This window comes from Streptomyces sp. NRRL WC-3605 (assembly GCF_001509795.1).
Lineage (GTDB): Bacteria > Actinomycetota > Actinomycetes > Streptomycetales > Streptomycetaceae > Streptomyces > Streptomyces viridochromogenes.
On the sequence record NZ_LLZN01000066.1, the window covers coordinates 28,023 to 40,067 of the forward strand.

General features: G+C 71.1%; 10 protein-coding genes, 1 tRNA gene and 1 pseudogene. 4 read left to right on the forward strand and 8 right to left on the reverse strand.

What is annotated here, in order from left to right; genetic code table 11:
• Window positions 1-58: 58 nt before the first annotated feature.
• The 3 genes from ADL34_RS21870 to ADL34_RS21880 all read left to right on the forward strand — a co-directional run bounded on the left by ADL34_RS21870 (window position 59) and on the right by ADL34_RS21880 (window position 2,901).
• Window positions 59-1,405, forward strand: a complete 1,347-nt coding sequence (locus ADL34_RS21870; RefSeq protein ID WP_234375070.1) for a glutamate decarboxylase — start codon at window positions 59-61, stop codon at window positions 1,403-1,405.
• A 274-nt stretch (window positions 1,406-1,679) separates the two neighbouring features.
• On the forward strand, window positions 1,680-2,240 hold the full coding sequence (locus ADL34_RS21875) for an SMI1/KNR4 family protein (protein WP_063892352.1): 561 nt from the start codon (window positions 1,680-1,682) through the stop codon (window positions 2,238-2,240).
• Window positions 2,241-2,418: 178 nt separating this feature from the next.
• Window positions 2,419-2,901, forward strand: coding sequence for a DUF5994 family protein (locus ADL34_RS21880; RefSeq protein ID WP_062668523.1), 483 nt, complete (start codon window positions 2,419-2,421; stop codon window positions 2,899-2,901).
• Window positions 2,902-2,989: 88 nt separating this feature from the next.
• Here the strand turns inward: ADL34_RS21880 and ADL34_RS21885 are convergent, their stop codons facing one another.
• The 6 genes and pseudogenes from ADL34_RS21885 to ADL34_RS21915 all read right to left on the reverse strand — a co-directional run bounded on the left by ADL34_RS21885 (window position 2,990) and on the right by ADL34_RS21915 (window position 8,159).
• A complete protein-coding gene (locus ADL34_RS21885) occupies window positions 2,990-3,337 on the reverse strand; it encodes an STAS domain-containing protein (RefSeq protein ID WP_062668522.1) in 348 nt (115 codons plus the stop codon).
• A gap of 311 nt (window positions 3,338-3,648) precedes the next feature.
• Window positions 3,649-4,353, reverse strand: a complete 705-nt coding sequence (locus ADL34_RS21895) for a DUF5994 family protein (protein ID WP_062668521.1) — start codon at window positions 4,351-4,353, stop codon at window positions 3,649-3,651.
• Window positions 4,354-4,447: 94 nt separating this feature from the next.
• Window positions 4,448-5,636 (reverse strand): annotated as a pseudogene (locus ADL34_RS21900) (PP2C family protein-serine/threonine phosphatase).
• Window positions 5,637-5,769: 133 nt separating this feature from the next.
• Entirely contained in the window at window positions 5,770-6,282 is a 513-nt protein-coding gene (locus tag ADL34_RS21905) for a DUF5994 family protein (protein WP_234375071.1), read from the reverse strand.
• Window positions 6,283-6,385: 103 nt separating this feature from the next.
• Entirely contained in the window at window positions 6,386-7,513 is a 1,128-nt protein-coding gene (locus tag ADL34_RS35015) for an STAS domain-containing protein (RefSeq protein ID WP_079034183.1), read from the reverse strand.
• A 573-nt stretch (window positions 7,514-8,086) separates the two neighbouring features.
• A tRNA-Arg gene (locus ADL34_RS21915) sits at window positions 8,087-8,159 on the reverse strand.
• 200 nt (window positions 8,160-8,359) lie between these two features.
• On the opposite strand from ADL34_RS21915, the gene ADL34_RS21920 reads away from it, so the two are divergent.
• Window positions 8,360-8,935, forward strand: a complete 576-nt coding sequence (locus ADL34_RS21920; RefSeq protein ID WP_062668519.1) for an NADPH-dependent FMN reductase — start codon at window positions 8,360-8,362, stop codon at window positions 8,933-8,935.
• Between the two features lie 76 nt (window positions 8,936-9,011).
• Here the strand turns inward: ADL34_RS21920 and ADL34_RS21925 are convergent, their stop codons facing one another.
• Together ADL34_RS21925 and ADL34_RS21930 are read right to left on the reverse strand one after the other, a co-directional pair.
• Entirely contained in the window at window positions 9,012-10,658 is a 1,647-nt protein-coding gene (locus tag ADL34_RS21925; protein WP_062668518.1) for an IclR family transcriptional regulator domain-containing protein, read from the reverse strand.
• 78 nt (window positions 10,659-10,736) lie between these two features.
• Window positions 10,737-12,020, reverse strand: coding sequence for a M6 family metalloprotease domain-containing protein (locus tag ADL34_RS21930; protein WP_062668517.1), 1,284 nt, complete (start codon window positions 12,018-12,020; stop codon window positions 10,737-10,739).
• Between the last annotated feature and the right edge of the window lie 25 nt (window positions 12,021-12,045).

Sequence of the window (12,045 nt, forward strand, 5' to 3'; positions counted from 1 at the left end):
CTCGCGTCTGCGGCAGACTCCGGGCTGTTGAATTCACTGTATGACTAAAAGTGACAACATGGCACTTTTCGGTAACCGATTCCTGACGGTGCCCGCTCCCTCCGAGACCTTCCCCGAGGAAGGCATGACCGCGACGGACGCGATGAGGCTCGTGGACGTTGATCTCGCCATGGAGGGCGATCCGCAGCGCAATCTGGCCACGTTCGTCACCACGTGGATGGAGCCGGAAGCCCAGCGGCTGATCGCCGAGAACCTGCACCGCAATTTCATCGACCATGCGGAATACCCCATCTCCGCCGAGATCGAGCAGCGCTGCGTGCGCATGCTCGCCGACCTTTTCCACGCGCCCGGCAGGACGTCCGGATGCCGGACCCAGGGCTCCTCCGAAGCGATCATGCTCGGCGCGCTGTCGCTGAAGTGGAAGTGGCGCGAGCGCCGCCAGGCGGCGGGCCTCTCGACCGACCGGCCCAACCTGATCTTCGGCGGTGACGTCCACGTCGTGTGGGAGAAGTTCTGCCGCTACTTCGACGTCGAGCCCAGGATCGTGCCGCTTGCGGAGGACAAGTACACGATCGGCCCGGAAGACGTGGCGCCCCACCTCGACGAGAACACGATCGGTGTCGTCGCTGTCCTCGGCACCACCTTCACCGGGCACATGGACGACGTCGTCGGGATCGACGAACTCCTGCGGGACGTGCGCAACAAACGGGACCTGGACATTCCGATCCATGTCGACGGCGCCAGCGGCGCGTTCGTGTGGCCCTTCCTCTACCCCGAGTCGAAGTGGGACTTCCGGCTCGAGCAGGTCCGTTCGATCAACGTCTCGGGACACAAGTACGGACTGGTCTACCCCGGCATCGGATGGCTGGTCTTCCGTGAACAGTCCGACCTCCCCAAGGACCTCGTCTTCCACGAGAACTACCTGGGCAAGACCGACGCGACGTTCACGCTCAACTTCTCCACCGGTGCGTCGATGGTGCTCGCGCAGTACTACAACTTCGTGCGGCTCGGCCGCCAGGGCTACACCTACATCATGGAGATGATGCAGAAGAACGCCCGCGCACTGGCGGACAATCTGCGCAGCAGCGGCCGCTTCGAGGTGATCGGGAGCGACCTCGAGCAGCTGCCGCTGGTCGCCTTCCGCCTCGCCGGCGACCACGCCTACGACGAGTCCGACCTCGCCTGGCAGCTCTCGGCCGAGCGTGGCTGGATGGTGCCGGCCTACACCCTCCCGCCCAACGCGGAACGGGTGAAGATCATGCGCGCCCTGGTCAAGGAGACTCTGAGCCGCGAACAGATCGACCGCCTGGCCCAGGACATCGCCGACGCATGCCGCACGCTGGACGACAAGGGAGCGACCCACAGCACCGAGCGGACCCAGGTCAAACGCGGCACCGGCTACTGACGCACCGCGTCGAGCCCCGCTCGCGCCCGCTCGATGCCGGCGCGCCCTGACGGCAACGCGGGTGGACGGACTCTGCGGACGCCCGACGCAGCCGACCACCTTCCCACCTCAGTACCGCTGCGGCGGCTGATGCGCCGAACGCTCGTACTCTCCCGCCGCTCCCTGTTCGGTCTGGTGCCGACGCGGTGCTGGTGAGCCCCCCGCGGCACTGTCAGTGCGTATCGCTAAGGTCGCCGGCACCGAGAGTTGAGCAGAGAACCATCAGGGGGACTTCATGGCGAGCGGGATCACGGCGGCTGTTGTGGACGCGTGGGACGAGATCGAACGGTGGTACGAGGCCCAGGGTGCCGCGCATCTGATCCTGCCCCCAGCCTCCGACGAGCAGATCGCCGCCCTCGAGAAGTCGCTCGGCATCGAGCTGCCTGAGGCGGTCACCGCCTCGCTGCGGCGGCACAACGGATCGACGGACGGCGGCTGGCCCACGGGCACGCTGTTGTCGTGCGACGGCATCCTGCGAGAAGTGGGTGTGTGGCGCGAGCTCCTCACCAGCGGCGACTTCGACGACGTCAAGGACTTCGTCGCGGAAGGCGAGGCACTCAAAGCGGGCTGGTGGCAGCTCGGTTGGGTCTCGCTCGATGCAGACGGCGGCGGAAACGGCGCGGTGCTGGACCTGTCGCCGGGTCCGGGGGGAAAGGTCGGGCAGGTCATCGACATGGACCACGAAACCGGGCCGAGCGGTCCCGTGGCGAGTGACTTCGTCGGATACCTGACGGCGATAGCCACCCGGCTGGGCGACTTCGCAGTGGTCGACGGACAGTACGTCGAGGAACAGTAGCGGGGCCCATCCGAACCTGCGACACCCGCTTCAGGAGCTGGATCCGTTCCCTAGGGGGCGGGGCGGGGCGACAGGGGAGGCGATCCTGCAGACGTCGCTGCGGGTGGCGCCAGGAGTAGCGTGGGGGCTGCGGGGCGGGGTCCCGTCGTCGCACCGGCCCTACAGACGGGTGGTCACCATGACCAGCTCGGATACACCACCTGTTCCCCGGCGTCTGCCCAGTGGCGCCCACGAGGCCGTGCGGCCGGGATCCGCGCTTCTCCGGCTGGAGACGACCGAATCACGCAAAGGCGTCCTCGACGGCGCGTGGTGGCCTCGCTCGCGTGACATCGGCGCCGAGCTGCCCGCCCTGCTGAGCGCCCTCGTCACCCACCTCGGCCCCGTGTCCCGTGTGGGGCTGGATGCCACCGCCTGGGAGGGTCTCCCGACGCGTGTCGTCGTGGACGACCACGTGGTGCACGTCGACTCCTTCCCGGTCGGTGACGACACGGTGCTGATCACCCGGGGTGACCGGGACATCTTCTCGCTGATGGTCGTCCCGCCCTACGCGACACCCGATGCCGCCCGCGCCGCGATGGCCCAGGCGGTCCGGGCGGACAACGTCAGCGACGCGGAGCAGATCCTCATCGACACGGGGAGCGGGCACGGTCCTCTGGGCTGAGGGGTCGGGGCGCGACCGGCGTACGACTTGACCGCTGCACCAGCGCTCTCCGTCTGGCGGCCCGTTCCCTGGGGCGCCTCTGCCGACGTCAGGCCCGCTGAGGGCGCGCCCCTCCCGGCCTCATCGGGTAGAGCAGACCATCGGAGCCCGTGTCCATGAGCAGTCGTTCGGTCTGCGGGGAGGGGTGGTGCAGCAGGAGGAACGCCTGGGCCTCGGCGGCTTGCTCGGACACGTCGAGGAAGACGCTCAGGCCGCTGTCGTCACAGCGGTCGACGGTGGTCAGATCGACGTCGATGAGGGTGATGCCGTCCCGCAGACACTGCTCCAGAGCGGCGCGCACCCGGGGCGCGGTGACGGGGTCGATCACACCGGCCAGGGTGACCAGGGCCCGCGCGCCCCGGTCGTGCCGGTAGATGTTCAGCTGCGGAAGAGTCATGACGCCTCGGTTCAGATGCTCGGGTCCTCGGGTGCTCCAGAGCCTGCGTCCACGCCCCGGGCTCGCGTCGCCGCGGGCCGGGGCGGTGGGGCCAGGCGGCCGGGAGGCCGGCCGGAGGCCCGGATACCGACCCAGGACGCGGGGTCCGGCTGGGGCGCGCCACGGCCACGGCGATCAGGCCGCGGGGTGCTGTACCGGTACACCGCGATTCTGTGGGCGTGCTGGAGCCCGAGCCGGTGGATCACGTACGCCGCCACTGCGACGAGGACCAGGAAGGCGAGGGCTGTCAGGAAGGCGTTCATGGCGGCACCTCACCCACCGATGATCAGCCGGCTGCCGGGCCCTGGCGGACCGGTCCGTCCGGTGGCGGCCGCGGACACCGCCGAGGCACCGCCCTCGTACTCCCATGCCTCGTCCGGGTCCAATGGCCGGTCAGTGGCCGGGACGCCGTGCAGGGCCTCCTCAGCGTCGATGAGCGCGCTTGCGGTCAGGGGCGGACCGTCGCCCTCGGACGCGGCCGCCATCAGCCGGGCCGCCGACTCCGCCCCGGTCCCGGGCGGGATGACGAGGAGATCCCAACGGCCGGTGCCGTAGGAGAGCAGCAGCAGCTTGTGCGGGTCGATCTCCGGCGTGAACCAGCCGACTTTGACGGTGTGTCCGCTCACGGGGATCGCACGGGGGATGACCGGCCAGTGCTCCGGGTTGACGGCGATGCGGGTGATGCGGCCCCACAAGGGATCCAACACATCCGTGAGCGCGGGCAGTTCACTGGACAGGTTCCGGGACCGCGGCCACCACGCTCCGTCCAGCAGCCCGCGGGAACCGCCGTCGCTCTTCAGCGCGAGACGCGCGGCCGGGGCTGCGACGGGCTCGTGGTGCGGCAGGGGTTGATGCAAGATCGCCGACATGGCGCGGACCCGTCTCCGGGGCCACCTGTGCGACGGCCCGGTGTCGTCCTTCGCCGGGGACGACCCGGCGTGGAAGCCGGTGTGCGAGATGCCCTCGGTACTGCCCACACTACTCCGCGTTCACCGGCGGCGAGGGGTAGTGGTCGCACGGATGTGCGGTACTTGCCGCCGTGCGACGGTGACGGACGGCGGGGACGAGAGGTCAGCCGCGCCACTCCGCCATGAGGAGCGTCGCGTCGTCGCTGGTCTGTCCGCCCCGCGCCCGCTTGAGCGTGTGGGACAGCGACCGCGTCACCGCCCGGATGCCGCGGCCGGTCCTCTCCAGCTGGTTCACACAGTCGATCAGCTGGTCCTCGCCGAACTCCTCCCCGCCGCTCTTGTGTTCCTCGACCACGCCGTCGGTGAAGCAGAGGACCCGGTCCCCGGGCATCAGCCCCAGTTCGCTCACCCGAGGCTCCGCACCGCCCAGTCCGACGGGAAGGGTCGTCGGGGCGACCAGACGCTGTGCGACGCGATGGTCACGGACCAGGATCGGCGGCGGGTGCCCGGCATTGACCCACTGCACCCGCCCCGTCGTCGTGTCCAGCTGCATCATCTGCGCGGTGACGAAGTGCTCGGGACCGAACTGCTCTGCCGCGGTCCATGAAGGCGTAGATCTCCGGCAGTCCGATGCCTGCGCGGCGGGCGTGGCGGTAGGCGCCGATGGCCACCGTGGCCATCGTGGCCGCGTCCAGTCCGTGGCCCATCGCGTCGATCATGACCACGTGGAGGACGTCGCCGTTCAACGCGTAGTCGGAGCTGTCGCCGCCCGTGTCGTAGGCGGGTTCCAGGATCCCGGCCACGGCGACCCGGGGCATGATCATGGCCAGCGGTGGCAGCAGGGACCACTGGATCTCCGCGGCGACGCTCATGCCCTCATCGCGTCGGACGTCGAAGAACAGGTCGGAGTAGCCGTGCTTGGTCACCAGAAGGTCGGCCACCAGGCCGGAGATTCTGAGCAGGAGGCGGCGGTCGTCGTCATCGACGCTGTCCAGCGTCACCGCCATGACTCCCACCTGGTCGCCGCCGTCCAGCAGGGGCAGATGGACCCGGACGCCGTATTCCTGAGTCACCTCCACGGGGACGGCGTCGAGAAAGCAGCGGCCCGCCTCGGAGTCGTCGATCATCTGCGGTTCCCCGCCGGTGAGGCCCTCCCCGGGCAGGGGTACGAGCACCAACTGGCCGTAGTCCTGCAACAGCACCTGCGGACGGCGGCCACCGAGCCGTTCCAGCACGTCGGCGACCAGCGGCCCGATGAGGTGGGGCGGGAGTTCGTGCGCGCTGTCCAGGATCTTTCCGAGGAGCGCTTCCCCGAAGCTCTCGGACCGGTCCCCGCGCCGTCGTGCCGGCATCCCCTCACCTGCCGCGGTCACACTTCGGGCGGGGGCGGCCCCGGATGCCAAAGGTCGTGTCGGTGCCATGGCTCCATCATGCGGTCGTGGACCTCGGCCCGCCGGTCACGCGGAGTCGGCCGAGACCTGCTGCTCATCCCGGTCCGGCTCCGCCTTCCGACTCCCAGGTGTCCTGTCCGTCGAGGCCGCTCTCGGCGAGTGCCAGCAGGCGCGATGCCGACAGGGGGTTCGCGGGGCCGGCGGCAGCGGCCAGCAGCCCGGTGGCCACTCGGGCCGGCTCGTCCGGGGGGATCACCAGCAGTTCCCAGCTCCCCACGGTGCCGCAGTCCACGGTGATGGCATGCGTCCCGGCGGCGGAATCGGCCGGCACCACCTCGATCACGTGGCCGGGCGCCATCACCTTCTGCGGGGCATCGGGCCAGGCGACCGTTCCCACGGTCACGCGGGTGACGGTGCCGACGCCCGGATCCAAGGACCCGATGAGCGCGGGCAGTTCCAGTCCCAGTGCGTCGCAGCGCGGCCAGCATGCGCCGTCCAGCGGGCCATGGCTGACACCTGGCATGAGGCGCAGCCGCGGCAAGGGCATACGGTAGGAGTGCCCATCACCTGGGGCCGTGCCTTCGGCGGGCTCTGTGGTGGCGTTCATCGTGAGGATCCCGACCCGGGCCGTGCGGTTTGCGGCTGCCGTGCCGTTCACTCGCCGGGAACGGCACCGCCCTCATATTGCGCCCGGAAGTTCTCGATACCTCTCACGTTACTCCCGACTGCGGCAGGCGGCGTGGCGGGCGGCCATCGCACTGCCGCACCACCGGCGAGCCGCCGGGCTGCCCTTCGGCGGACCAGGTCAGCAGGCAAGGGGCGACAGGGCCGGGCAGGCCGACCACCTCACCCATGTTCTGCCAGCCCCAAGAGGAGAAGGCGGCTCGTGCTCCCCGGTCGGAGGGATGAAGCAGAGTGACTCCGAGGGAGGAGTGCAGGTCTGTGAGGAGACGCTGTTGCAGGCGGTGGGCGATGTCGCGGTGCTGAACGTGCGGATGCGCCACGACCTGGGTCAGGACGACGAACCGCGCGCAGGAGGTGAGCCGTTGGACGATCTCCTGGAGCGTTCCGCCGCCGTGTCGGCCGTCGGAGGCCTCAGAGTCCACCGGAAAGCCGAAGGCACAACCGACCAGCACCGTGGTCTCGGCGACCAGCAGGGCGAAGCCGGGGCGGTGGGCGGTGACCGCCAAGCGCTGCAGGAAGTCTCCGCGGTCGTGGTACACCTTGCCGGCGGTGCCCGCGACGGCCTCCGCGGCCAGGTCGGCGATGTCCTCGCCCATGTCTTCTACCTGCCGGCGGGTCAGCCGGCGAAGGCGGATACCGTCCCTCAGGACCGGCTGGTCCGGTCGACGAGCGCGGTCCTCAGGCGCCCGCGTCCCGCTGCTCATGAGGTCGCCGGAGGCGAGGGGCGGCAAAGGGCTCGCGGGGTCCGCGAGGAGCAGTGAAGTCGATCCGGTGGCATCGAGGAGCCGGGTGATCTGCGCGCACGGATGGTGCAGCCGCAGGCGCGCGTGGACCCGGCCGGCGCGCCGTGCTGCCGACAGGAGGACAGCCAGGCCCCTGGCGTCGCAGGAGCCGACCGTGGCCAGGTCGATGTCGATCACGGTGACACCGTCCAGCAGGCACTGCTCGACCGCGGCCCGCAGAAGCGGCGTCGTGGCCGGCCCGATGTCGCCGGCAAGCGTCACGAGTGTCCGCTCTCCCCGGTTCCTGCGATGGATGTCCAGCCGGGAAAGGGCCGTCGCGTCTCCACGGCGGGGTTGCTGACCTGTGCGGCCGCTCAGTGCGGCCCCTGCCGTGACGAGCTTGCGCTGAGTTGCTTCGACCGCGACGGACATGGTGCCGACCTGTCTCCGCGCCGACCGCATGGGAGCGGCCCGGATTCACTCGTCTCTCGCCGAGGACGACCCGGCGTGGGGGCCGGAGTGCGTGATGCCCTCGGTACGTCAACCGTACGTCGGCCCCGACCGGAAGCGGCTGCGTCGAAGGACGCGCACCTCACAGCCGAGGGCCGGCGTGAGAGCGGGGGCGCCAGGACGCCTCGGCCCTGTTGCGGCAGGTGCCACAGGATGTCCGACGCGCGCCGGCTCGGGATCGGCACCGACCGCCGCCCACCCCCCCCGGACACGGCACGGCGCTGCCGTCCGCGCACGAAGCCGGACGGCAGAGCGGGCGGACGAATTGAATGCCAGCTCACTTCCGAACCCGCAAGCGACGCGACCTCCGCCGACCGGGTCTCCGAACCCGTCCGAGCGAAACGTTCCCCGCCAGGACGGCCGGCGACAAGCGTGACCGGCTCTGCGCAGCTCCCCGCCATCCGCGCGCACGGCGGGTGTGTCGTGTGGGTGCCGCAAGCGCAGGAGCCCTTCCGTCCGCCGGACGGAAGGGCTCCTGAACTGCTGCTTCTCCTGTGCCCCCGGCAGGATTCGAACCTGCGACACCCGCTTTAGGAGAGCGGTGCTCTATCCCCTGAGCTACGAAGGCGCGGATCGTGGAAGATCCGGCGACTAGCCTAGCGGATGCTCGATCCGTCTTGGGAGAGTTCCGGTTTGCCCAGGTCAGGGCGTGGTTTGTGGGTCAGGGGGGCCGGGGCCCGCCATCGGGCGCTTGACCTCAAGTTAAGTTGAGTTTCTAGGTTTCCCGTGTCGGCCCCACCAGAGGGTCCACGAGAAACGAGGAGACCCATGTCCCACGCGCCCCTCAAGATCGGTGTGCTCATCGGCAGTGTTCGGCCCGGGCGGTTCGCCGACAAGGTGTCCCGGTGGTTCCTGTCCGAGATCGGGCAGCGGGACGACATGGAGACGCACGTCATCGATCTGTCCGAACCCGTGCTCGCCGACGAGCTCAAGCTCACCCTCGAACAGTCCGACGCCCCGACCCTCGCCCGGCGGATCGGTGGGCTCGACGGGTTCGTCGTCATCACGCCCGAGTACAACCACGGCTATCCCGCCGCCCTCAAGCTCGCCGTCGACTACGTCTACCGGGAGTGGCGCGCCAAGCCCGTCGGGTTCGTGTCGTACGGCGGGATGGCCGGTGGGCAGCGGGCCGTGGAGCAGTTGCGGCAGGTCTTCGCCGAGATGCACGCCGTGACCCTGCGCGACACCGTCAGCTTCCACATGGCCTGGGAGCGGTTCGACGACGACGGGCGGCCGCACGACGAGGACGGCTCCGCCAAGGCCGCCGCCGTGCTGCTGGACCAGCTCGCCTGGTGGGGGCTCACCCTCCGGGAGGGTCGCGCCCTCCGGTCCTATGACGGGTGAGCCGGCCCCCATCCGTCCATCCGTCCAGCCGTCCGTCCAGCCGTCCGTCCAGCCGTCCGTCCATCCGTTCGATTGTTCAGAGGGATAGGCGTACGTGCGTGAAGCGGGTCGCCTCGCGCAGGTCGTCCTCCAAGCCCGCTGCCGCCGCCCGTAGGTGCGGGAGTACCTCCCGGGCGCACTCCTCCCGCGTTCGCCGGGCCCTGTGGACCGTCGTCTCGATCGACGCCGTCACCTCGCCCTCGCCGTCGCGCACCGGTACCGCCAGGGAACGCAGGCCCGCCTCCGGCTCGTCGTCGGACAGGGCGTGGCCTTGGCGGGCCACCGCGTCCAGGATGGCCGTGAGGTGGTCGGGGTCGGGGGCCGACGGGTGGCACAGGGCCCGTTTGCGCAGGTCCGGGGGGAGGTCCGCCAGGAGGACGTGCCCTGCCGGGTTCGCGTGCGCCGGGCGCCGCACTCCGACCTCGACGCCGGCGCTCAGCGCATGGGCCGGCGCGGTTGCGGCCGTGCAGCGGGTCTCCTCGCCGGACGGCGTCAGCACCGCCAGGGAGACCGACTCGCCGATCCGGTCGGAGAGTTCGGCCAGGTGCGGGGCCGCGATCCGGGACAGTGGCATGCGGGAGAGGGGTGGGAAGCCCAGGGACAGTACGCGCGGGGTCAGGCGGAAGGTCCGTGTGCCGGAACGTCGGACCAGGCCCAGGTGGCCGTAGGTGAGCAGGGCCCTGCGTGCCGTCGCGCGGGTCAGTCCGGTCGTACGGGCCACGTCGGTGAGCGTCAGGTCGCCGCGGCCCTCCCCGAACGCGGTCAGGACCGTCAGTCCGCGCGCCAGCGACGCGACGAACTCGCGGCCCAGTTCCTGCTTGGAGGCGCCCGTCCAGGACGCGAGCCCCGCCGGACCCGCGGCCGGCCCGGGGATCGGGGCGTCGCGCAGGGCGCGTTCCATCGCGGTCGCCGTGTTCCGCAGGCGGGGGAGGTGGGTCTCGCACAGGCCGGCGGCCGTGTGCCGGCCGGTGTGGCTGACGACGCTCGCGGCGCAGACGATCCGGCCGGCCTCGCGGGGGTCGCGGACCGGCACGGACAAGGTGAGCAGGCCGGGCCCGGTGAGCTGGTCGTCCATGGCCCAGCCGTCCCGGCCCGCCCTCCTCGCCCGCTGTTCGAAGTCCTCGTCCCGATGACGAGACCGGCGGTCGTGCCACGTCTGCCAGTCCGTCTCCCGCCACTCCGCCGCGAACACCGCGCCCGGCGCCGTACGGCCGGCCGGGAGCAGCTCGCCCAGCGGGAAGCCGAGGGACAGCGCCCGGGAGTGCGTGGACTGGTGGACGAGGCGTACGCCGTCCCGGTCGGGCACCGCCAGCGTCACCGACTCGTCGGCCTCCCCGGCGAGCGCGTCGGCGTACGGCGCGAGCAGCGCGGGCCAGCCGAGGGCGGCGAGGTAGGCGTTGCCGAGCTCCAGCACACGCGGCGCCAGTGTGACGTCGCGGCCGTCGAGGCGGACGTATCCCATGCGGGCGAGGGTGGCGGCGACCCGGTCGACGGTGGATCGCGCGAGCCCCGTGGCGCGCTCCAGGGCGCTCGCGCTCAGCGTCCCGCCCGCCTCCGTCAGCCTGAGCAGCACCGTCACGCCGCGGATCAGCGGGGCGACCGCCTCAAGCGGGTTGACCGCCTCGCCGGGTGCGGCGGCACCGGAAGGGTCGTCACCGTCGTACGGAATCCTCTTCGCGGGCATCTGCTCTCCGTACGGCGGTCGTGGCAGCCCTCACCGTAGACCGGCGAGCCGGAGACCACCGGTCGCCACCGCCATGACTCACCGCTCCCGCGTCACCCGCACCCGGTACCCCCCGTGCACGTCCACCCCCACCACCGCGACCCGCACCCCCCGCTTGTCGTCCCGGAACTCCTCGCCCGGGGTGAAGGTCGCGTCGGACAGTTCCGCGTGGACGTTCGGGCTGCGGGTGCAGCCGCCGCTGTCCTCCTGGGAGTCCAGCACCTTCACCGGGCCCATTCCGGTGTCGACGTCGGCGTCGACCCGGTAGACCAGGACGCCGGGGCGGCAGACGGCCTCGTCGTTGCCCTCGCGGGTGCGCAGTTCCAGGGCGTAGCCGGAGTGCGGGCCCAGCGGCACGAACAGCAGCTTCGGGCCGCCCTTGCGGGCCAGCGGGGTCAGGGCGTACTCGTCGGTCCCGGGGGCGGCCGCGCAGCGGACCTGGCTGTCGTCCAGCCAGCCCAGCTTCCACTTGTGCCAGCCGAGCAGGTCGTTGTTGGCCCCCCAGTCCTCGCTCATGATGTCCCAGTGGCCGACCGCGCCGCCGCCCTCGGCGGTGTACAGGTCGGGCAGGCCGAAGACGTGGCCGTTCTCGTGGGGGAGGACGCGGTAGCCGGTGCGGTGGTAGGAGCCGGAGCCGTCGTCCTGGCGGGAGTACACGAAGGAGGCGTTGGTGACGGAGACGCCGTCGGCCACGGGGGCCTCCACGTTGCCGGCGAAGGTCACCGACAGGACCGTGTCGAGGGCGGAGGGGCCTGCGTTCGGGGTGACGAGGACGTTCAGGAAGTCGTACGACGTGAAGTCGACCCGTGTGTCGGCGGCGACGACGATGTCCTGGACCAGCCGGCGGTACCCGGGGTCGAAGGGGGCGCCGCGCTCTATGCCGTACTCGCGGAACGACTTGGGCATCCGCAGCCAGTCGGGGACCGGCGTCTCGGCGCGGTAGTCGAGGCGGCCGTAGGAGCTCGTGCGGAACCATTTCTGGGTCTGCGGGAAGAACTCGCCGTAGCGGTCGAGCGCGTCGCCCGTGCCGGGCGCGTCGGGGAAGTCGACCATGAGGGTGAGGGCGCGGACGGTGCCGGTGGAGCGGGCGTAGCCGCGAGGGGTGGGCACGCCCTCCGACATCTGGACCGCCGGCGGTCCGCTGATCATGCAGGGGCCGAGCGCTGTGGCGTGCTCCGGGGATATGGGTCCGGCCCCGGCCACCGTGGAGGTGCCCGCCGTGAGGTGCCCGGTGCCTGCCGAGGTGCCGACCGCCATGACCAGGGCGGTGACGGAGGCGAGGGCGGCCACACGGCGGGGACGTATCCGGCGGTACGGCTGCATGCATGGGCCCTCTCAGTCCATGGCA